The 20,421-nt window shown below is 62.0% G+C and carries 18 protein-coding genes and 1 pseudogene; 10 read left to right on the top strand and 9 right to left on the bottom strand.

What is annotated here, in order from left to right:
* Positions 1–13: 13 nt before the first annotated feature.
* The 3 genes from WKB25_RS16635 to WKB25_RS16625 are packed head-to-tail and all read left to right on the top strand — an operon-like array spanning position 14 to position 2,964.
* On the top strand, positions 14–1,414 hold the full coding sequence (locus WKB25_RS16635; protein WP_340571857.1) for a sigma-54 dependent transcriptional regulator: 1,401 nt from the start codon (positions 14–16) through the stop codon (positions 1,412–1,414).
* A complete protein-coding gene (locus tag WKB25_RS16630) occupies positions 1,380–2,714 on the top strand; it encodes an ATP-binding protein (protein ID WP_340571856.1) in 1,335 nt (444 codons plus the stop codon). The genes WKB25_RS16635 and WKB25_RS16630 overlap by 35 nt, the downstream gene beginning before the upstream one ends.
* 49 nt (positions 2,715–2,763) lie before the next feature.
* Positions 2,764–2,964 carry a hypothetical protein gene (locus WKB25_RS16625; protein ID WP_340571855.1) on the top strand — a complete coding sequence of 67 codons (201 nt, stop codon included), beginning with the start codon at positions 2,764–2,766 and terminating at the stop codon, positions 2,962–2,964.
* Between the two features lie 32 nt (positions 2,965–2,996).
* Here the strand turns inward: WKB25_RS16625 and WKB25_RS16620 are convergent.
* The 7 genes and pseudogenes from WKB25_RS16620 to WKB25_RS16590 all read right to left on the bottom strand — a co-directional run.
* A pseudogene (locus tag WKB25_RS16620) lies at positions 2,997–3,260 on the bottom strand (hypothetical protein); the annotation flags it as partial.
* Between the two features lie 467 nt (positions 3,261–3,727).
* Positions 3,728–4,087 carry a helix-turn-helix domain-containing protein gene (locus tag WKB25_RS16615; RefSeq protein WP_340571854.1) on the bottom strand — a complete coding sequence of 120 codons (360 nt, stop codon included), beginning with the start codon at positions 4,085–4,087 and terminating at the stop codon, positions 3,728–3,730.
* A gap of 139 nt (positions 4,088–4,226) precedes the next feature.
* Positions 4,227–5,081 (bottom strand): Fic family protein, encoded by an 855-nt coding sequence (locus WKB25_RS16610; RefSeq protein ID WP_340571853.1) that lies wholly within the window; start codon positions 5,079–5,081, stop codon positions 4,227–4,229.
* A complete protein-coding gene (locus WKB25_RS16605; RefSeq protein ID WP_340571852.1) occupies positions 5,081–5,728 on the bottom strand; it encodes a hypothetical protein in 648 nt (215 codons plus the stop codon). The genes WKB25_RS16610 and WKB25_RS16605 overlap by 1 nt, the downstream gene beginning before the upstream one ends.
* A gap of 185 nt (positions 5,729–5,913) precedes the next feature.
* Positions 5,914–6,327 carry a hypothetical protein gene (locus tag WKB25_RS16600; RefSeq protein ID WP_340571851.1) on the bottom strand — a complete coding sequence of 138 codons (414 nt, stop codon included), beginning with the start codon at positions 6,325–6,327 and terminating at the stop codon, positions 5,914–5,916.
* Between the two features lie 191 nt (positions 6,328–6,518).
* A complete protein-coding gene (locus WKB25_RS16595; protein ID WP_340567960.1) occupies positions 6,519–7,481 on the bottom strand; it encodes an IS5 family transposase in 963 nt (320 codons plus the stop codon).
* A 328-nt stretch (positions 7,482–7,809) separates the two neighbouring features.
* Positions 7,810–8,694, bottom strand: a complete 885-nt coding sequence (locus WKB25_RS16590) for a LysR family transcriptional regulator (protein WP_340571850.1) — start codon at positions 8,692–8,694, stop codon at positions 7,810–7,812.
* 151 nt (positions 8,695–8,845) lie between these two features.
* On the opposite strand from WKB25_RS16590, the gene WKB25_RS16585 reads away from it, so the two are divergent.
* Positions 8,846–10,393 (top strand): MFS transporter, encoded by a 1,548-nt coding sequence (locus tag WKB25_RS16585; RefSeq protein ID WP_340571849.1) that lies wholly within the window; start codon positions 8,846–8,848, stop codon positions 10,391–10,393.
* A gap of 243 nt (positions 10,394–10,636) precedes the next feature.
* Positions 10,637–11,833: an ATP-binding protein gene (locus WKB25_RS16580; protein ID WP_340571848.1), complete on the top strand. Its 1,197-nt coding sequence runs from the start codon at positions 10,637–10,639 to the stop codon at positions 11,831–11,833.
* A gap of 58 nt (positions 11,834–11,891) precedes the next feature.
* Here the strand turns inward: WKB25_RS16580 and WKB25_RS16575 are convergent, their stop codons facing one another.
* Positions 11,892–12,593 carry a hypothetical protein gene (locus WKB25_RS16575; RefSeq protein ID WP_340571868.1) on the bottom strand — a complete coding sequence of 234 codons (702 nt, stop codon included), beginning with the start codon at positions 12,591–12,593 and terminating at the stop codon, positions 11,892–11,894.
* 156 nt (positions 12,594–12,749) lie between these two features.
* Positions 12,750–13,019: a hypothetical protein gene (locus WKB25_RS16570; RefSeq protein WP_025875897.1), complete on the bottom strand. Its 270-nt coding sequence runs from the start codon at positions 13,017–13,019 to the stop codon at positions 12,750–12,752.
* Between the two features lie 238 nt (positions 13,020–13,257).
* Here WKB25_RS16570 and WKB25_RS16565 point away from each other — a divergent pair, with 238 nt between their 5' ends.
* The 5 genes from WKB25_RS16565 to WKB25_RS16545 all read left to right on the top strand — a co-directional run bounded on the left by WKB25_RS16565 (position 13,258) and on the right by WKB25_RS16545 (position 20,252).
* Positions 13,258–13,575, top strand: a complete 318-nt coding sequence (locus tag WKB25_RS16565; RefSeq protein WP_340571847.1) for a Shedu anti-phage system protein SduA domain-containing protein — start codon at positions 13,258–13,260, stop codon at positions 13,573–13,575.
* Positions 13,576–14,042: 467 nt separating this feature from the next.
* The gene (locus WKB25_RS16560) at positions 14,043–14,567 is read left to right on the top strand and encodes a sigma-70 family RNA polymerase sigma factor (RefSeq protein ID WP_340571846.1); all 525 of its coding nucleotides are present in this window, start codon (positions 14,043–14,045) and stop codon (positions 14,565–14,567) included.
* A 2-nt stretch (positions 14,568–14,569) separates the two neighbouring features.
* Positions 14,570–15,604 carry a FecR domain-containing protein gene (locus WKB25_RS16555; protein ID WP_340571845.1) on the top strand — a complete coding sequence of 345 codons (1,035 nt, stop codon included), beginning with the start codon at positions 14,570–14,572 and terminating at the stop codon, positions 15,602–15,604.
* Between the two features lie 113 nt (positions 15,605–15,717).
* Positions 15,718–18,786, top strand: coding sequence for a TonB-dependent receptor (locus tag WKB25_RS16550; protein ID WP_340571844.1), 3,069 nt, complete (start codon positions 15,718–15,720; stop codon positions 18,784–18,786).
* A 77-nt stretch (positions 18,787–18,863) separates the two neighbouring features.
* Entirely contained in the window at positions 18,864–20,252 is a 1,389-nt protein-coding gene (locus WKB25_RS16545; protein ID WP_340571843.1) for a hypothetical protein, read from the top strand.
* Positions 20,253–20,421 lie beyond the last annotated feature (169 nt).

The raw sequence follows: 20,421 nt of genomic DNA, 5'->3' as shown, positions 1-20,421 counted from the left end.
TTAAAGTGCTGCTATGGTTGATTCGCCTTCCGCCAATGCGCCGGTGCTGATCGTTGACGACGATCGTGATGTCCGTGAGGCACTGCAGCTGCTGCTCAAGGTATCCGGCTACACCTCGGTGGAAGCGGACTCACCGGCGTCCGCAATCGCACGTTTGCATGAAATGTCCTTCCAGGCGGCGCTGGTCGATATGAATTACAGCCGGGATACCACGTCTGGTGTCGAAGGGCTGACACTGATCGCGGAGATGGCACGGCTGCGGCCGACGTTGCCGGTCATAGCGATGACGGCATGGGCCAACATCGAGATGGCTGTGGGCGCGATGCGCAGTGGCGCAAGGGACTTCATCGAGAAGCCATGGCAGAACGCGCGCGTGCTTGCGGTGCTGGAGACCGTGATCGCCGCAGTGCCCGGGCGCGGCAACGCGGGCGCGGCCACTGAAGACCTTGGGTCACCGGATGATACAGGCCTGATCGCGCAGTCTGCGTCCATGCGGCGGGTTCTGGACGAGCTGCACGCGGTAGCCGGCAGCGACGCGAGCATTCTGTTGCTGGGCGAGAACGGCACCGGCAAGACACTGCTTGCGAGCAGGTTGCATGGCGCCTCGCGGCGCGCGCAGGCACCCTTCGTGCGTGTGGACGTGGGTGGGCTGGCGCCAACGCTGTTCGAGTCGGAGATGTTCGGGCACGTTCGAGGCGCTTTCACCGATGCGCGTAAGGACCGTGTCGGGCGCTTCGAAATGGCCGATGGGGGAACCCTGTTCCTGGACGAGATCGGCAATCTGCCTCTGGAGCAGCAGCCGAAGCTGTTGCGTGCCATTGAAGATGGCCAGTTCGAAAAGCTGGGTACTTCGCTGACCCGGCGGGTGGATGTGCGGCTGGTCTCGGCCACCAATGCGTCGTTGCGCGACCTGGTGGACGAAGGCCGGTTCCGGCGCGATCTGCTGTATCGCCTCAATACCATCGAGATCCATATCCCTGCGCTGCGTGAGCGCTGCGAGGACATCCTGCCGCTGGCCCAAAAGGCGCTGGAGCGCTCGTGCCGTCGCTACAACACGCCAGCGTTGCCGTTCTCGGCCGCGGCCGAGCGGGCGCTGCGCGAACACGCGTGGCCGGGCAACGTGCGCGAGCTCGAACACACCATGGAGCGGGTTGCTCTGCTGGCTGGGGGCCCGCGGGTGGAGGTGGAGGATCTACGTCTGACGCCTGCGCAGTCCCCTGCCCCCCCCCTGGCGAGCGGCACCCTGGGAGGCATTACGCTGGAAAGCGCTGAACTGCTTCTGTTGCGGCAGGCATTGCAGACCAGCGGCGGCAACCTGCAGAGTGCGGCGGAGCAGCTGGGCATCACCCGACAGAGCCTTTACCGACGCTTGGAGAAGCATGGCCTGCGGGGCGGTGATGATCTGGCCGGGTGAGCACCGCCGGTTTCTGTGGATAGCTCTGCCTGCATTGGCAGCATTGGCGCTGGTTCTGGCCGCCGGGGTACCCGGTTGGCGAGAGTCCGTCACCCTGTTCGTCATCGTTGTTGTACTGACCTTGCTGGCCTGGCAAGTGCTTGGTCGGCATCCTGGCAAGCTGCGCACGGTGGCCAACCTGCTGCACGCGCTGCACCGCGGTGATTACGCTGTGCGTGCGGTGGTTCCCACCGGATCCGTCGACATGGCACAGGCGGTGGAGGCAGCCAATGCACTGGCTGAGCGCCTGCAGCGCCTGCAGCGTGAAGCCCAGCAAGGGACCCGATTACTGCGCAAGACGCTCGCCGAGTTGGACACTGCGGTGTTCGTGTTCGATGGAGACGGGACACTGCAACTGGTCAACCCCGCAGGTGCGCACGTGATGCAGCAGCGGGCGGAACGCCTGCTGGGCAGGACGGCGCAAGCGCTCGGTCTGGAGGCGCACCTGCAGGCCGAGGCCGGCTCCATGCAGCAACTGGCGTTGCCGGCTGGATCCGGTCGTTGGCAGGTGAACACAAAGGTGATCTGGAGCGGTGACACTCCCGGCCGATTGCTGATTCTTCAGCCGGTGGAGCGGGTACTGCGGCAGGAAGAGGCTCAGGCATTCCGCCGGTTGCTGCGGGTACTTGGGCACGAAATCAACAACTCCATGTCGCCGATCGCGTCGATGGCCGAAACACTGCAACTGTTGCTGGGTCGCCAAGGCGGGGATGCCGCGCCGCCCGATCCTGACGTGTTGCGTGGGCTGGAGGTCATTGAGGCGCGCAGCCGCGCTTTGCAGCGCTTCGTGGGCGGTTACGCCCGGCTCGCCGCACTGCCGGATCCGCAGCCGTGCGCAACTGACCTGATGGCATTGTGCAAAGCCGTGGCGGCGCTGCTGGAGGCCCCTGCACTCGTACTGTCGTTGGGTGAAGCGGCAACAGTATGGGTGGATCGCGACCAGCTGGAACAGGTGCTGATCAATCTCGTCAAGAATGCGGTGGAGGCAAGCCCGCAGGGACAGGTGGAGTTGCGGTGGATCCTGGACGGCGACAGCGTTGTGGTCCAGGTGCTCGACGACGGGCCTGGACTACCGGCCAGCGGCAACATCTTCGTTCCGTTCTTCAGTACCAAGCCCGGCGGCGCGGGCATCGGCCTGGTGCTGTCGCGAGCGATCGTCGAAGCCAATGGCGGCGATCTGCAGTTGGCGCAGCGACAGGATGCAACGGGGGTGGTTGCCAGCATCCGGTTGCCCCGGCACGATCCGGCCAGCCGACGTTGAGGTTTCCGCTCTGCGCGCATGGCCATCCCCCTGGCGCTCCGGGCACCTCTTGATAGAGGACACGGCAGCGGCCGAATCCGCCGACAAGGAGAGCCCGTCGCTGCGCCAACGCCTGTTGAGCGGACCCAGCGCACCCGGCGAGCTGCTGGTGCTGCAGGGCGAGCCGACGGCGGAACAACGGGAGCAGATCGAACAGCGCCAGCCACTTCAGGATGCAGCGTTGAAGGAAGACAGCGCGCTCTGCAAGTGATGTGGCGCCTGCTGCAGCGCCGGGCCCGGGCTGTTCTGGCGGACCCGCTCGGCCGCCAGCAGCATCTCCAGCGCGATGCGCAGGCCTGCCAGTGCGCAATCCGCATGGGCCAGCGCCATGCGCCGGCCGGGTATCTGATGACGCTCCGGCCAGGGTTGGCCATCGGCGGCTGTGCCTTTTCCAATCCGCGTCAGGGTGGCGATGAAAGCCGTGGGGTCGAGTGCAGGTGGTTGCTCTGATACCTCATCGCCCGCAACGCGATAGGGGTGGGAGCGAGGGAATTCCGGTGCAGTCATGGCTGGGGCTCCGTGCAGGACAGACGGTAGCCGCCACACAAAGGTGGCGGGCGGAGACGTGGCTCGAGAACCGGGCGCTTGTTGAAGCCGGCAGGCACAGGGCCTCCACGCTCCGCCCGCCGTAGCCGGCAGACGGATTGCCAGCCGGCGTCACGCGGGGTGACGCCGGCTGGCAAGCGTAATCAAACAAGCGCACGGGTTTTCGAGGCCCGGCCATCCTTTTTCGATGGCCCGTCATCTGTACCGTCGCCACTTCGCAACGCCAATCAGAAGAGTTGCATTCAACGCTTGACGCAAGACGCTTTTAGCATTCTCCCACGCTGTTAAGCCGCCCCAGACGCCGATGGCGCAAGGGCCCTAAGCGGTAGGGGAATATGCGACATGGGTCGTGGTTGCCAGCGTAGTGTGCTGCCACGTCAGCGAGGCAATGACGACAGAACTCCGCGATGCGGCGATACAGCGTGGTTCTAGTCGAGCTCTATGAGAAAGCGCGTGGCCATGGCAGATGGCACGACAGACACCCCGACCCGCTTCAGTTCAACCAGCCCATAGCCCTCCATCATCCGAAGGGTACGAGAAAGGCTTGGAACCTTGCGCCCGCATTGCTCAGACAGTTGGGTGAGGGACCTGGGTTGAAGTTCGCGCAGCAGTCGCAACAGCCGGCGGTTCTCATCGCTCAATACTGCGGCCAGGGAAGACAGGCTGGAGAAGGCTATCGCCCCATCCGTTACCTGCGGTGGGGCCGATCTGTCCCTTCGCTCTCCGCCGATGACACAACGTCGGAAGGCACTTTGGACTGGCGAACGGCGCGTGTCGGAATCTGTCATCGGTGCGAGATTGCATTGGGACCGATAGATCATGTCTGGCCGAGCACGCGTTGGATTGAACAAACGGCGCATGCATGATGCATCTGGAGGCTCGTGTCAGCTTCCGGCCAGGCGTGGGCCAGCGATTCCTGCTGTGCAGCTACCCAAAAATGCCAGGGCCTCTGACGCTTTGGGCTGGGGGCCCACACAACAATCCATGGATCTCCTCGGCTAGTGCGACCTGTTCGTCGAAACTACTGAACGGTGTTGCTGTCAGTGCAGCGAGGATAGGGTGGACTGATCTAGCGATGCCATCTAAAGCCGAACCAAAGCACTCCGCAAGCATAAAAAACTCTCCAGCTCTGGCACACTTGGCAGACAAGTGAAACTCAGCCGATCTCTTCCCCTTGAGCAGAACTGCAGCCAAAGCGAAAGACGATACGCCCTGCTCCACGACGGTCGCATCAGCGACGAACAGCGCCCTTGCCGTCCGACCATTGCCATCGACCAGAGGGTGTGCGGTAAGTAACGTAATGTACGTTGCTAACGCCACCGCAACGTGATTGCAACCCTTTGAAACGAACTGCCCACGCAGCTTGAATATTTCATTCGACGCTGCGCGAGCACGATTTGCGTCTGGCGGAAGATAATCGCGACTATATTGATTTGGCGTTAGTATTCGGCCAAATCCACTTCTGACCAAACTTGTTCCACCCTCCAACCTTCCTGCGCGTTCGGTCCAAGAATTGATCGTGGAAGCCTGCCGAATGTCTCTAAGCGCATTCTTCAATGCCAGCTCGGTGCTGTAGCGGCTCAGCAGCTGCCGACAGTTCATCTCGTACGCAGCGACACTGTCAGCGCTCCCATGCATCGACAGCGCCACGATCCAAGGGATCGCGGCGCCGCCAAAGGTTCGGCATTCCTTTTCTGAAATCAATTCACCAAGGTCGGAAAACGCCGATGCAATCCATGCCGAGCTCGCTGAAAAATTTGGGCGAGCCATCGAGGTAGTCATCATTCAAATACGGGAATCAGGTCTCCCTTTCCCCCAGCATGATTCAAATCTCTAAGATTAGACCAAATGTCGGCATTCGGCCTGGGATCTGGCCCGGCAGCACTGCTTCCTTGTAGCTGGGCATTCTCGCCGAGTTGCCTCAAGAACTCAGTGGTTTGCGCTTGAAGGTTCTTGGAATTGATCCCAGCGTCATAGCCCGGAAAATAGTGGTCGAACATGTCGTCGGCCCTGTGATCTCCCAGGATTTTGGCGACCTCCATTCTGGCCCTGAATGCCAGAATCTGATTTCCATCGGCCACGCCCCCATTCATTTGCATGGCATCCTTGAGCACCGCCAGCGCGGCTTCCTCATATGCATACACAGAACCGTGAGATGCCGCGTTTTTAAGTGCCGCAATCCCACCCATTGAATTACCTTGTGCCAGAAGGCGCTTACCAAGAATTGTCTGAGCGTACGGATCTGTCAGCGCTCGCTGAAGTTCCGAGTCCGGTATGCTCTTCGCTGCATCTATTTCTGCTTGATCAAGATAATAATGGCGATCAAGCCAGTCGCGCTCAGCTTGAGATAATGCGGCAAATCTTGTGTCACCTTCCATTAATGCGCCTAGAGGCACTTGCTCAGGCTGGGCGGACTTACTACGCTTCAAGCGTAGGTCCTGTATTTTGCGACCTTCCTTTTGATAGTCGACAGCGTCGTGTGGGACTTGCTCATTCGCAACGTGGGCCGGCTTAGAGCCGGTCTGTCTGTATGAATATGCCGCGCCCAAGCCGGCGACGATCACAATCGCGACCAAAGCGCCTACAGTTATATTTTTATTCATGTCCGCAGCCCCTATAGGCAATTTCGATGAATGCCCTGCGCCCAACTGCGGCACGTTGCCTCTGTCTTGGCCTGATCGAACACTGGGCCGGAAATAAATGCCTGAACCGGACCCCATTGTAAACCTGACGAATAGGCCGCCGCCTGCCCCTCCACTTCGGCCTGGAAGATAGGCCAGCGGTCCGGTGGGATCAGCGCTTTGGCGCTGGCTACCATGTCTTCCCTAAGTCTGGTGTCACACCCCTCTTTGGTCGTCCATACCGTTCCATAGCAGACATCGTGTTTATTGCAGGCATCAGTAAAAACCCCGCCATAACCGGCAGCCTCAATAGGATGACTGGTGGATACCAAAAAATCTGGAACATCAAAGCTGGCGGATCCGCAGCCATTTTGAATCAAGGGCGGCGGATTGTTGGCGTCACACACACCTGGGGGCGGATTTGACTCAAGATCTGCGCAAATATTTCGATAATCATTGTCGCTGTTGGTATCGGTATGGTCAGAACCGCCACCAAGTCCACCCCCAGTCCCGCCGCCGGGGCTAGGTATGTTATCCCATACGTGCGGTTTTTCGCCGTTTTGGTGGTGCCGGCAGGCACCTGCGGACGGATTGATCCCTATGCCGGCAGCAGCTGCCGGCGCACCATCCACAGATTGGACAGTGCAAACAATGTCAGCACCTGTGCCGTGTTCTTGGCCAAGCCGCGGTAGCGCGCCTTGGTGTAACCGAACTGACGTTTGATCACCCGGAACGGGTGCTCGACCTTGGCACGCATGCTGGCCTTCCAGCTCTCCCAGCGTTCCACCTGTTTGCGTTCCCGCGCGTCGCCAACGGCCCTGACCTGCGAGCGCTTGGCGGCGATGAAGAACATCGCCTTGCAGTTGGACAGCTCTGCACGCTTGTCGGCACCGGTATAGCCGCTGTCGCCGAACACGCACTCTTCCTTGCCATGCAGCAGCGCGTCGGTGACCGTGACATCGCTGACATTGGCTGCCGTGCACTTGACGTGGTGCACCAGCCCGGAGAATTCATCAACACCGATATGCGCTTTCATCCCGAAGTACCACTGGTTGCCCTTGCGGGTCTGATGCATTTCCGGGTCGCGCGCCTTGTTGGTGTTCCTGGTCGAGCTGGGCGCGTGGATGATCGTGGCATCCACGATCGTTCCGGCGCGCAGGCTCTGGCCTTTGCGCGCAAGGTGCGCATTTACCGCCTCCAGCATATTCGCCGCCAGGCCATGCTTCTCCAGCAGACGACGGAAGTTGAGGATCGTGCTCTCATCCGGGATCACATCGAGCCCGCTGAGCCGGGCGAACAGCCGCATCGAAGCGATCTCGTGCAGCGCTTCCTCCATCCCCGGATCGCTCAACGCGTACCACTGCTGCAGCAGGTGGATGCGCAGCATAGTCTCCATCGAATACGGCGGCCGGCCCACGCGATCTGAGCGCGGATAATGCGGCTCGATCTGAGCCAGCAGCGCCTTCCAAGGCACTACCTGCTCCATCTCCGCAAGGAATATCTCGCGTCGGGTCTGCTTGCGCTTGCCCAGGCCCTCGGCATCACCAAATGTCAGCTGCATCGATAGCTTCTCAACGTGTGCCGCCATTGTCTCTCTGGCGACAGGCCAAGGCACGGCACCGCCGAAGTAGTTGTTCAGAGCATCCTTTGGACTGGTGGAGGGCGCGTGTCGGAATCTGTTATCGGTGCGAGATTGCATTGGGACCGATAGATCATGTCTGGACAAGGACGAGTTGGATTGAACAAACGGCGCATATAGGGTGCGCCTGCAGGACCGTGTCAGCTTCCGGCCAGGAGCGGACTTCCGCCCGGCTCCCGATCAACAACCCTGATCTCACGCTGATATCCATTTCCGGCCACCACGAAGCCTGCCGTCCGGTCGCTGGGTTTTAGCCGCTGCGCTGAGCGAGCGTACGAATCGAAGACGCGACGTCGCCTGTGCCGATCAACTGCTCTTCCAGTGCCTCGACCGCGGGTGTACCGGCGGCCGCACTACGCATCAGCCGAAAGCTCGCTGCGGGGAGCGCAGGAAGTCCCAATCCATCGCCGGCAATGACCAAGCCATCCTGCATGTCATCCTCAAGCGCGATAGTGATGGCGAGCCCGGACTTTGCAGCCGATCGCAAGCCCTGCTGGCTCGCCGAGCTGAAGGCGACGCGCCACTCGAGGCCGGCTTCAACAAGTGCTTCAACGCACACGTCCCGGTGCATGCACGGACTGGGCGCAAGGGCGAATGGCAGCGCCTTCTCCGGTTCATGCTCGAACCCCGAACCGATGGCCCAGACGAAACGCGTTCGCCTCAGAAGCGGCCAGTCAACGTCCTCCCGCAGAAACAGGTTCACCGCCAGATCGAGTGTTCCTGCATGTATCTGCTCGTTCAGCGCTCCGTAGGACTCCACGGTTACATCCAACCGCACCGCGGGAAATCTGCGGGAGAAGCGTGACAGCATTGCGGTCAACAGATCGCCGGCATAGGTCTCAGGCACGCCAAGGCGCACTGCCCCGGTAACGGGAACCTTCTGGAATCGGCGAACCAGCAGGCTCTGGGCAGCAAGGATCTGCTCCGCATGACGCAGGAAGTCCTCGCCGTCTTCGGTAAGTGTCACGCTTCTCGTGGTCCGCTTCAGCAAGGCGGTACCCGCCTGCTCTTCCAGCTTCCGGATCTGGTGGCTGATGGCGGATTGGCTAAGACTCATGCGCTCACCCGCCTTGGTGAAGCCACCTGTCTCTACGACGGCGACAAAGGCGCGTAGCAGGTCGGGGTCAAAGAACACCGGAGCGATCCATGATGAAGATTGATTAATTCTATTAAATTAAATCATTTTTATCATCTTTGAAGTTTCCCCAAGATGGCAGCTCATTCGATACGCGCAGCTTCATTCGACCCTGTGGCGTGCCAGATCCCGGACTTGCCTGAGGAGACCCATGACTTCCCTTTCACCTGCTGCTCGAGACCGCCTGACGCTTTCAGCAGCATGCGTGGCATCCCTGATGTTCGGGCTGGAAATCTCGAGCGTGCCGGTCATCCTGCCGATACTGGAGGCAGAGCTGGGTAGCAGCTTCAGTGGCCTGCAGTGGATCATGAATGCCTACACCCTGGCCTGCACGACGGTGCTGATGGCGGCTGGTGCACTGGCGGATCGTTATGGGCGCAAGCGCATATTCGTGGTCAGCCTGCTGCTGTTCGGTATCACATCCTTGGCCTGCGGCCTTGCGCGCAACGGGACAGCCTTGATCGTGGCTCGATCGCTGCAGGGCGCGGCGGGAGGCGCAATGCTGGTCTGCGTGTTTACGGTGCTTTCCCACCAGTTCAGTGATTCCGCACAGCGAGCCAAGGCGTTTGGTATCTGGGGCGTGGTCTTTGGCGTGGGACTGGGTTTCGGCCCGGTCATTGGTGCTGGCGTCGTAGCCATCAGCAACTGGAGTTGGGTGTTCCTGGTGCATGCGCCCTTGGCAATTGGCGCGACGGTTCTTGCCGTGCTGGGCTTCAGGGAATCCCGAGCGCCAAGCCGCCGCAAACTGGACCTTGCGGGGATCGTCTCGCTCTCGGTGGCCGTCTTCTCTTTCACCTGGTACATCACTCAGGGCATTCCTGCAGGCCTGGCAAGCGCCTCTTCCATGGCGGCCGCCCTGGTTGCTGGCATCAGCCTGGTGGTATTCATCGCGGTCGAGCGCAGGGCGCTGGACCCGATGTTCGATTTTTCCATCTTTGGCAACCGGCGCTTTTCGGGCGCACTGCTGGGCTCGATGGGCATGAACTTCAGTTTCTGGCCACTTATGGTGTACCTGCCATTGTTCTTCCAGCACGGACTGGGCTACTCAAACATCGCGACCGGCCTATCCGTCCTGGCATACACGTTGCCGTCGCTGCTGCTTCCGCCTTATGGCGAGCGTCTCGCCATGCGCTTCGGGCCCGAGCGTGTGATCCCTGTCGGGATGTCTGTCATGGGCGGAGGAATGCTCATGATGGCAATCGGTGCAGGTGCGGACAACGCAAGCTGGCTGACCCTGCTGCCAGGCTGCATTCTTGCAGGCTCAGGCCTGGGCGTGATCAATACGCCCATCACCAACACAACGACCAACTCGGTGCCCAGCGATCGTGCCGGCATGGCGTCCGGCATGGATACCAGCGCCAGATTCATCAGCCTCGCCATCAACATCGCCGTGGTGGGGTTGATCCTGGTGAAAGGTACTTACCACGCACTTGAAACGAACCAGCCCGGGGGCGACCTTTCGCATCTGCGATCGCTCGCGGAGGGTTTGTCCGCAGGTACTGCGCGTCTGGATGAATTGGCGGCCACTGGCCAGGTTGTGTCCAGTGAAGTCGCGCATCAGTCTCTGCTTTTCGGCTATCGACTTGCCATGGCTTACTCGGGCGCATGTGCCTGTGTCCTGGCAGTTGCCAGTGCGCTTGCGTTCCGGGGCAGTGGTCACTCCATGGCATCGTCCACCAACGAATCGAAAGTGCTGTGAGGTACCTGAGGAACGAGCGGAACGTTAGTAGCAGCGTAGCCTGGGCGCAAAAGGTCTGCGCTGAAGCGCTGCGGTCTTTGGGGGGAGGCACCCAGGGACCGCTCCCAGCCAGAACCGCTCGTTTATCTCAGGCGATAGCTTCAAATGCCCGCCACGGCTTAGCCTGAAAAGGCGGCAATCACCCCCGCATCAACCTTCGCACGGGTTCCATGGGATGATGCCCTGCCCACCGGACGAGCGACCATGCAGAAGCTGACGGACCCCCATCTGCTGGACGACATCGCCGAGATTGGTCGAATCCAGGCCGTGCCGCGAATCCTGGAGACCGTCGCCCACATCACGGGCTCACGATTCACCGCCATTGCCCGCGTGACCCAGACCACCTGGACCGCGTGCGCCACGTTCGACACCCTGGGGTTCGGGCTGGTTCCCGGTGGCCAACTGGTGCTTGAGACCACCATCTGTGACGAGATCAGGCAGTCGGCGACGTCGGTGGTATTTGCGCATGCGAGCGAGCACCCGATTTACTCCCAGCATCACACGCCACGGATCTACGGGCTTGAGAGCTACGCGTCCGTTCCCATCCATCGGCCAGACGGAAGCTTCTTCGGCACACTCTGCGCGATTGATTCGGCACCGGCCAGCTTCGACGTGGCCCACGTGCAGAGATCGATGGAGCTGCTGGCCGACCTGGTAGGAGGTTACCTCGACAAGGAAGATCGCCTCGAGCGTGCTGAAACTGCGCTCTCCGACGCGCATCGTGTCGCCGACCTGCGCGACCAGTTCATTGCCGTGCTGGGTCATGACCTGCGCAGTCCGCTGCAGGCCATCAGCATCGCCGCAGATTCGCTGGCATGTGAGGCAGGCACTGAGCGTCAGCAACGAATGCTCGCGCACATCGCCTCAGGCGTTGCCAGAATGGATGGACTGATCAACGACGTGCTTGATTTCGCCAGGGGGCGTCTGGGTGGTGGCATTCCCATCGCGCTGCAGCTGACAAGCACGCTGGAAGAAGACCTGAAACGGGTCGTGGAAGAGGTGGCAATCGCCACTGGCCGCCAGGACATCGAGGTCTGCATACAGGTAGAAGGTGGGGTGGTCTGCGACCCGAGCAGACTGGCACAGCTCCTGGCCAACCTGCTCACCAATGCAGCCGTACACGGAGAGCGCTCGTCGCCAATTGCGCTGACCGTCAACGCCACGCCCGAAATGCTCACGCTCGACGTACACAACGATGGACACATTCCATCAGAGAGGTTGGACGCCATATTCAGTCCGTTCTCTCGCGAGAAAAGTGAGCAGCCACGGCCCGGCCTCGGCCTCGGCATCTACATTGCGTCGGAGATTGCGCGTGCTCATGGCGGCACGCTGGAGGTGGAGTCCAGCGCGGCCACCGGCACCTTGTTCACGTTCAAGATGCCGCGGTTGGAGCTTGCGTAGAGAAGCACGTCTCGCTGCGCTCCGCCATGACTGCTTCCTCAGCCTTCACAACCGCGCTTCATTTGCGGGCGTGGCGTGCGTCTTTCTCATCGTCGCCCTTCGCAGCTGCACGACTCTTCGCGAACTCCGGGAACGTTTCCTCGATCGAGTCCTTGTCCGGCAGCACGTAGAACACGCCGCCCTTCTCGAACGTGGAATGCACGATCTGCTCGTAGAACCCGGGCGAGACGTTGATACAGCCGTGGGTGACGCGGTTGTCGTCCGGCGTGGCGGATGCCAGTCGTTCGCTGCGCTTCTCTTTCGGGGTGCCAGGGGGGAGCGGATGCATGGACACGGCGGAATCGTAGTCCACCCACAGCACGCGTCCGGCGTCCTCGGACGGGCCATAGCCACCAATGAAACGGCCGGCCGGGGTAGTGCGGTCGTGGCCGGGAATCGCGCTGAGCGCGAGCTTGGCGACGCCGGGCGCCGAGTGATCGCCGATGGCCGAACCAAACAATGCCGGCGCCGCGCCACGCAGCTTGCCGTCACCGCCGAAGACCAGGACCTGTGCAGCGGCCTTGTCCATGATCGCGAACGGATAGCCCTGGTTGTCCTTGCTGGCGACTACCCAGCCGGCCAGTGCGATCACGGTCTCGGATACTTCCTGGCCCTGCGGAAGTTCATCGGCGGCGTTGGCCGTTTCCGCGGCAGGTGCTTCTTTTGCTTCCTTGCCATTCTTGGCACTGGCCACGCTGGTGCCTGCCAATGCCAGCGCGATGGTCAGCGCGGCCGACATGGCCCGGCGTGCAGGGAATGAGTACGTACGAATGGGTCGGCTCCTTCGGATCAAGACCGGGAGGCTGAAAGACACCAGTGGCCGGTGAAGGCCACTGGTGTCCGGTTCAAGCGTTCATCAAAGTGGGTGGGAGAGCGGTCAGCCGCGCGGCTTGCGGCCCGGGACCCTTTCGAGCTGCTGGACGCGGCCTTCGATCTGATCCAGACGCTGGTTGGCCTGCTGTGCGGACTGATTGGCGGATTCGGCGCTCTGCGCCGCGCCCTGCACCTTCACGTCGAGCTGGTCGAGACGCGAGTTGATCGTTGCAAATTCGTCTTTGTAGGTGGCGCAAGCACCGAGGCTTACGGTAGCAACGATGGCTACGGTGACGGCACGTGCCGCGTTGATTTGCTGCTTGGTCAGGAACATTCCACTCCCTCCTTCGTCTGGGGAGTCTGGAATATAGCGGCGTTTGTTCCCGCTGCTGCGAAGGCCTTTCAGCTGCAGTTGGAAGACGTGGATGGGCTGTGAAGGTGCGGCAATCAACAAAGCTTAACAAGCGGGAACAAGCGAGCTCTGCTGCATCGGTTGATTCCCTTGCGCCGCCTAGATACCGCCAATTCATCAGGATGAAGCGGGCTCACGCTGTCCTGATCAATGGGCGCAGATGAGCGTCGCGCAACATCGACGCCCGCACCTCACTGCTACGCGTTCGGTCCTCAGGGGGGCCCCCCGCTTTCACGATTGCTACTCCCGGCAAGCGCATCGATGGCCTTCTGAGAACCCGAGGGAGGAGGCCGCTGTAGCGTGTCCTCGATCGGTCATCGTTTGCGGATCCTTATCGGAATTCGTCAAGGAATTTGGCGTGAACGAGGATCAGTTCCGCAGCTTTGAGCTCTATAGACGGCACCTGTTCTCTCCTGACGTCGTGACCTTCGATGAGCTCTACGAGCGCGCGAAGCTTATCGTTGAATCAACGGACTAGACCTTGCAGATTTGCCAGGCCAACGAGGTGCTCTCCAACCTGATCTGGTTCGCCCTCGAACTGAGCCAGGCTCTGACGCATGGGTAGCTGTCCATCTGGAGTCTTAGGACCAAAACAACAGTCATTCCAAACTGCGCGTTTGTCATGCAGACGTTCGACGACAGGCGTACGGTACGGTACCGCGCGGTTTATTACGTAAAGGGGAAATAGCGTCGCACCGTGCTTCCACGGGGGCGGCGTTCGCCGGCACCGCTGCGCGGGCGAGGAACCGTGGAAGCTGTGTCGATGACTGGAGGCGGGACCCGCCTGAGCCGGGGCGCAGGTCAAGTGCGGGATGCGCGAGTTGTGATCAGAATCAGAATACGCTGCGGGCATGGATCGGAGGCCGTAACCGAGCTGGAACAGTCATGCGCCCGTCATCTGGGGCGCCTACCTTGCGGCGCACTCAAGGGGCAAAGGCAGCACAGGTGGCCGAGCAGGCAAGAAGGCGCCTGGCGCGCATGTTCGAGGACAACGCGCAGCTGCTGCGTGGCTTCTTCGTGCGGCGCGGCGCGCGGCAGGATGCCGAGGACCTGGTGCAGGAAACCTATCTGCGCCTGCTGCGTGCGCATCAAGGCAACGGTGAGCCGATCGCCAATCCGGAAGCGTACCTGTTCACCGTCGCGCAGAACCTGGCGCGCGAGCAGGCCTCGCGCCGGCACTGGTCGACGCTACCCATCGAAGAGATCGAGGACCTGGGCCAGAGTCTGGCCAGCGGGGAATGCGTGGAAGATGCCGCCGAACGCGAACAGCGCCACCAGCACCTGCGGACCTTGCTTGCCACCCTCCCCGAACACACGCGGGCGGTGCTGGTCATGCAGTACCGCGATGGATTGAGCTACAAGGAGATCGCCGAGCGCATGGGCGTATCGCCGCACATGGTGAAGAAGCACGTGGTGCGCGGGCTATCGGTATGCCGTCGGGCGATGGCCGAGCCGTCAGGGAGGGCTTGAGCATGGCCGTTGAACATCCGTCGGCGCTGACCCAGGCCGCCGCACACTGGCATGCGCTGCAGCGCGAAGGCGATCTGAGCCCGTCGCAGCAGCGCGCCTTCATGCAGTGGCTGCTGGTTTCGCCCGACCACCTGCGCGAGTACATGGCCATCAGCGAGGTGGCCGCTGCGCTCGGGGACGCACTTCGCGCCGTGCCTGTCGATGTAGATGCGCTGCTGCAGGCCCCTGCGCCTGCGGCCAATACCCACAACGTGGTTCGCCTTTCACCGCGTCCGGTCGCTGGCCCGGCAGTACGAGCGACACGCGCTGGGCGAGGGCTGCCACGCATCGCGGTGGCAGCGACGCTGGTGATGGCCGTGGGTGTGCTCGGCGCCATGGCTTGGCCGCGTGACGGGCACTATGTGGCAGAACATGGCGCGCCGCGGCAGATTACCCTAGCCGACAACACCGTGGTGCATCTGGACGCGGAAAGCGAAATATCAGTACGCATGACCGTGCTGGGGCGACGTGTCGAGCTGGAGCGCGGCCAGGCCAGCTTTGTGGTTGGCAAGGATCGTCGCCCCTTCGCGGTGCATGCAGCTGGCCTGCAGGTTACCGATATCGGAACAACCTTCGATGTTTCGCTGCTGCGTGAGCAGGCCCGCATAGGAGTGAGCGAAGGGCGCGTACACGTACGCGGCGATGGCGGACGCGGACGCATGCTGGCCGATCTGGGCGCAGGGCAGGCGGCGAGGGTCGACTACCGTGACCAGCAAGTGCAGGTGAGCGATGAGGATGCCGCCAGCATCACCGCATGGTGGAACGGCCGGGTGGTGTTTCGCGATGAGCCGCTGCGGGACGTGGCTGATCGTTTCAACAGGCGCAACACACTGCGCCTGCATGTGAGTGACGCCGCCGGTGCGCTGCGCCTTACCGGCAACCTACGCGCGGATGACGTGGGGTCGCTGCGTGCGTTCCTCGACCAGCAGCCGGCGCTGACCACGCAGCAAAGCGCCGATGGCATCCACGTCCGAATGCGTACCGTGACGCCGTTGTAAGAAAAAATTCATCGAAATAGCGGTACCCGATCGGCGCGCTGCGCCCTCGTAGTTGAGGAAAGCAGGGACACACCCGTTCCGCGACCACCGCCATTTCCTCACTGGATCCCACGATGCGCCGCACACTGTTCCTTTCCATCGCTCTCGCACTGCAGGTCACCGCCACGGCGGCCACCAACGCCGCAGAACCAGCTCGCGTTGCCAGCGAGGCCATCGCCTCGCAGCCGCTGGACATGGCGCTCAATGCCTTGTCCCGCCAGACCGGGCTGCAGTTCGTATACAACGCCAAGAGTGCGGGCAATCCACGCACGCCGGGCGTGCCTGCCGGGCTCAGTGCGGATGCCGCGCTCAGCGGCCTGCTGGCGGGTACTGGGCTGCGCTACCGCTATCTCAATGCCACCACGGTCACCATCGAAGCGCAAGGCGTGGCCGCTCCGGCCCCGACGTCCGCGTTGGCGGCCTCGGGTGCGGCGCTGGTGGCGGGCACCGCTTCGCCCCAGAGCGGTGTGGGCGGCCCCGCTGCGGAAGCCGCCAACCTTGAAACCATCCAAGTCACCGGCAGCTACAGCCGCAGCTTGGAACAGGCCGTGGATATCAAGCGGGCCACCGTCGGCTTTTCCGATTCGATCGTTGCCACCGACGTGGCCGACTTTCCCGAACAGAACCTTGCCGAAGCTCTGCAGCGCGTTCCAGGCGTGACCATCGAACGCAGCAAGGGCTTGGGGACCAAGGTCAATGTACGTGGCCTGCCTTCGGAATACACCCACGTTTCGATCAACGACCTCGCGACGGCCTCGGGCAGCGGGGGGCGTGATGTTGAGTTTGACATGTTCGCCTCGGAGATCATCCAGCAGGTGACCGTGCAGAAGTCCCCCACGGCCGCCGACGAAGAGGGTGGCATCGCGGGCTCGGTAAAGATCTCCACCGCACGCCCATTCGACTACAACGAGCGCAAGCTGGTGTTCTCCGCCGAGGGCGCGCACAACAGCATTTCCGAAGAATTGGACCCACGCTTCGCCTTCCTTGCCGCCGATACCTGGGGCGACTGGGGTGCGCTGGTGTCCTACTCGCAGTCCAAGCGCACCAATCGCACCGACTCGACCTCGGGCATCAACTTCCGCCCGTCCTCGCGCTTCCTGACCGCCTCCGGTACCCGTGGTACCCAGGCGCAGAGTGTGCTGCGGCGCGACGCAGGTGTGAACATCACCAACCGAAATGACGCTGACCAAACCAACAGGGTGGTGTTCCAAGACAAGGTTGGTGACCGCGTCTACCTCAACGAGCAGGACAAGTGGGGCGCGACTGGCTCGCTGCAGTACAAGCCAAGCAACAACTTCAGCCTGACATTCGACGCGATGGTGGGTGGCTACGACAGCACCGAGGACGAGTACGATGCGGCGGCCTATTCGGCCTCCAGCCGCAGCACCTTCGACACCATTCACGCATACGACACCACCACGCTGTCCGAGTACGGCATGGTGGTGTTGCGCGATGTGTCCTACACCGCCACTCAGCACGAGATGCTCAGCAAGGAACGCATCAACAAGACCGATTACAGCCAGTACAGCTTGGCGATGGATTGGAAGAATGACAACTGGCAGGTGGATGCGCTGGTGGGATACTCCGGTGCGGAGAAGACCTCGGACTTCTCCAACCTCAAGCACGTGGCTTACGCGCCATCGCGCACCCGCTGGACCGGAAGCGGCGGTGAAACGATCCCCACTGCGGCAGTCGGCAGCTTCGATATGTACAACGACCCGGGCCGGTACCTGTTCGAAGCATATGAGACGACGCGCGAGAAGGTGCAGGACGACAAGTACGCCGCCCAGATCAATGTCGCCCGTCTGCTGGATATGGCCTTCCTGCCGGCGCTACACACTGTCAGGTTCGGCGGGCGCTACACCGACCGGTCCAAGGAGCGCCAGTACGGCGAGCTGAAGATCACTGGGCCGACCGCCGGTAGCGCCGCCTGGGTCAATACCCGCACGATGGCCGACAGTCCGCTGGAATCCATCAGCGACATCGTCCCGGGTGGCAGCTATTCCAATAAAGGACTGAACTGGCAGCAGATTTCCAACGATTATGCCCGTAGCGCCTTCCGCTATGACGGCTTCTACACTCCCTTCGACCCGGGCCAGTATTACCAGGTCGACGAGAAGGTGATGAGCCTCTACGCCATGACCGACTTCGCCTTCGAGATCGGCAGCGTACCGTTCAGCGTCAATGCCGGTGCGCGCTACGTCGATACCAAGGTCGATTCGTTCGGCTATCACCCGATCCAGCTTGCCAACGGCAGCACCGGCTACACCGATCGTCCGGTGTCCAAGGACGGTAGTTACGACGACCTGCTGCCCAGCTTCAACATGACCGCCGAACTGGCGCATGGTCTGCTGCTGCGTGCTGCCGCCTCCAAGGTGATGATGCGCCCGGCGCTGACCGACATTGCCTACAAGCGCACGGCCAGCTGGAGCTCCTATCGCTTCACCGACGGCAATCCGGAGCTGAAACCCACCTACGCCAAGCAATGGGAAATAGGCCTGGAGAAGTACCTGGACAACGGCGCGCTGTTTGCCGCCAGCTACTTCCGCAAGAACATCGATGGCGTGGTGATCAACTCACTTACCGGCGTGGTCGAAGACGTGGCGGTCTACAACGCCAACGGCAGCCTCAACAGCGTCTACGATTTCGACGTGTACCAGCCGGTCAACGCCAAGGGCGCCTACGAGGTTGATGGCATCGAGTTGGTGGCTCAGCTGCCTCTGAACATACTCGCGCCTTGGCTGCAGGGTTTCGGCATCAATGCCAATTACACCATGCTGGACAGCTCGCTGGCCGGCGAGTCCGACCTGGGTATCCGCACACCGATGCCGGGCCTGTCGGAGAAGACCTGGAACTTTACTGCGTACTACGAGAACGAGCGCTTTGACGCCCGTGTGTCCTACAACCACAAAGATGAGTACGTCGAATCGATCGGCTACAACCTGTACCCGATCTGGCGCGATGCCTATGGTCAGATGGACGTGTCGATCGGTTACCGCATCACCGACAACATCAAGATCAGCTTGAAAGGCATCAACCTCACCAACGAACGCACCAGCGGCTACACCATGGATCCGTCTTTCCCGACCATGGATGAGACCTCGGGCCGCCGTATCAGCCTGGGCCTGCGCGCAGACTTCTAAGGGTGGGGTGACGTGTGGAAGGGCGCGGATCGAAATCGGATCCGCACGCCGTCCGCACGCATTTCAGGGGGCACATCATGAAGGAATTTGTATTGTTGACACTGCTTGCCGTGTCGGTGTCGGCGGCGCCTGCCTCGGCCACGGCTGCAGCCGACGCTGGCCGCCAATGGCTGGCTGGCGATCACCACGTGCACAGCGAATGGAGCGTGGACTGGGACCGCAGCACTACACCGCCTACACCAATACGCGGTGGCGATTCGTCCTACAGCCGTAGCCGCAACGCGGCGCAGGCTAGGGATTTCGGCCTGAGCTGGATGGTGCATACCGATCACGGTGGCCCCGGTCACTCCGCAGTCTCCCGCGACCACGCTTATCCCGCGCTTGTGCAGGCACGCGTCGATGTTCCGGAGGTCATTCAGTTCAACGGCATGGAATTCGATGTGCCGGCGGGCGAGCACGCCTCACTGATCATCGCGCCAGGCCCGGCGGAACGCGACCAGCTAGTTACCGCCGAGCGTGACTTCAGCCGTAGCGAGCCGCTGCAGGGCAGCCGGGACACCGAACAGCAGATGCAGGCCGCACTGGCCCATCTGCAGAGGCTGAACCCGGCACCGCTGATGTTCATCAACCACCCATCGCGCACCGCAACCGGCTTGGGCCAATGGGGTGAGGTGACGCCCGAAGAACTGCGGGGGTGGCATGCGGCCGCGCCGAACGTCCTGGTGGGCATGGAGGGGGCACCGGGACACCAGGCCATCCGAGCCGAGCGCGGGCTGTACCGCAACGCAGACGCACCCACGTTGGGCGGCTACGATCAGATGACCACGCAGGTGGGGGGCGTTTGGGATCAGATGCTGGCCGATGGCGTGCGATTCTGGATCACGGCCAACTCCGACTCGCATGTGAATCTGCGTGACGGTGGACGCGATTACGACCCGGGCGAGTACAGCAAGACCTATGCCTGGGCGCGGCCGGAAGCGGAGGACATCCTCGATGCGCTGCGGAATGGCCGTATGTTCATCGTGACCGGTGATCTGATCGATGCCTTGGAGCTTCGGGTGACGGGTGACGATGTCACCGGGGTCCCCGGGGACGCGGTGACGCTGTCGGTCACACAGATGATGCAGGTGGAAGTGCGGGTACGCCAGCCGACGCGCCCTAACGCGAGGGGGCACCGCCCCCCGCTGCAACGCATCGAACTGATCGTCGGTGGGAGGGTGGGGGACGGTACGTTGCAGATGCAGCGGCGTGGCTTTGACGTAGCGACGTGGGCCCGAGAGGGCGACTGGACCGTGGCACGCTGGTCACTTCCGGTGCCTCCGCGCGGGGGATTCGTGCGGGTGCGGGGCAACAGCACTGGAGACGTCGAGGCGCAGATGGACGAACGCGGCGAAGATCCTTGGGACGATCTGTGGTTTTACTCCAACCCGGTGTTCGTCAACGTTGTGGACACGGCGCGAAGGTAGATAGGCGGACGTGAACACGAGAACAGGTGATCTGTACGATGCTGATGGCGGCGGCACCCACGGGGATGGATGGCAGACCATGTCCGCTCCTGGCCGGAAGCGGGCACCGCACATGGTGACTGTTTAAGACGCTGTGAGTGCTCCCTCGGTAATCCCCCCGCTTTTAGCA

It is taken from the genome of Stenotrophomonas sp. G106K1 (assembly GCF_037969685.1).
GTDB lineage: Bacteria > Pseudomonadota > Gammaproteobacteria > Xanthomonadales > Xanthomonadaceae > Stenotrophomonas > Stenotrophomonas lactitubi.
The sequence above is the reverse complement of the archived record's forward strand: the minus strand, read 5'-3'. Positions and strand labels throughout refer to the sequence as shown.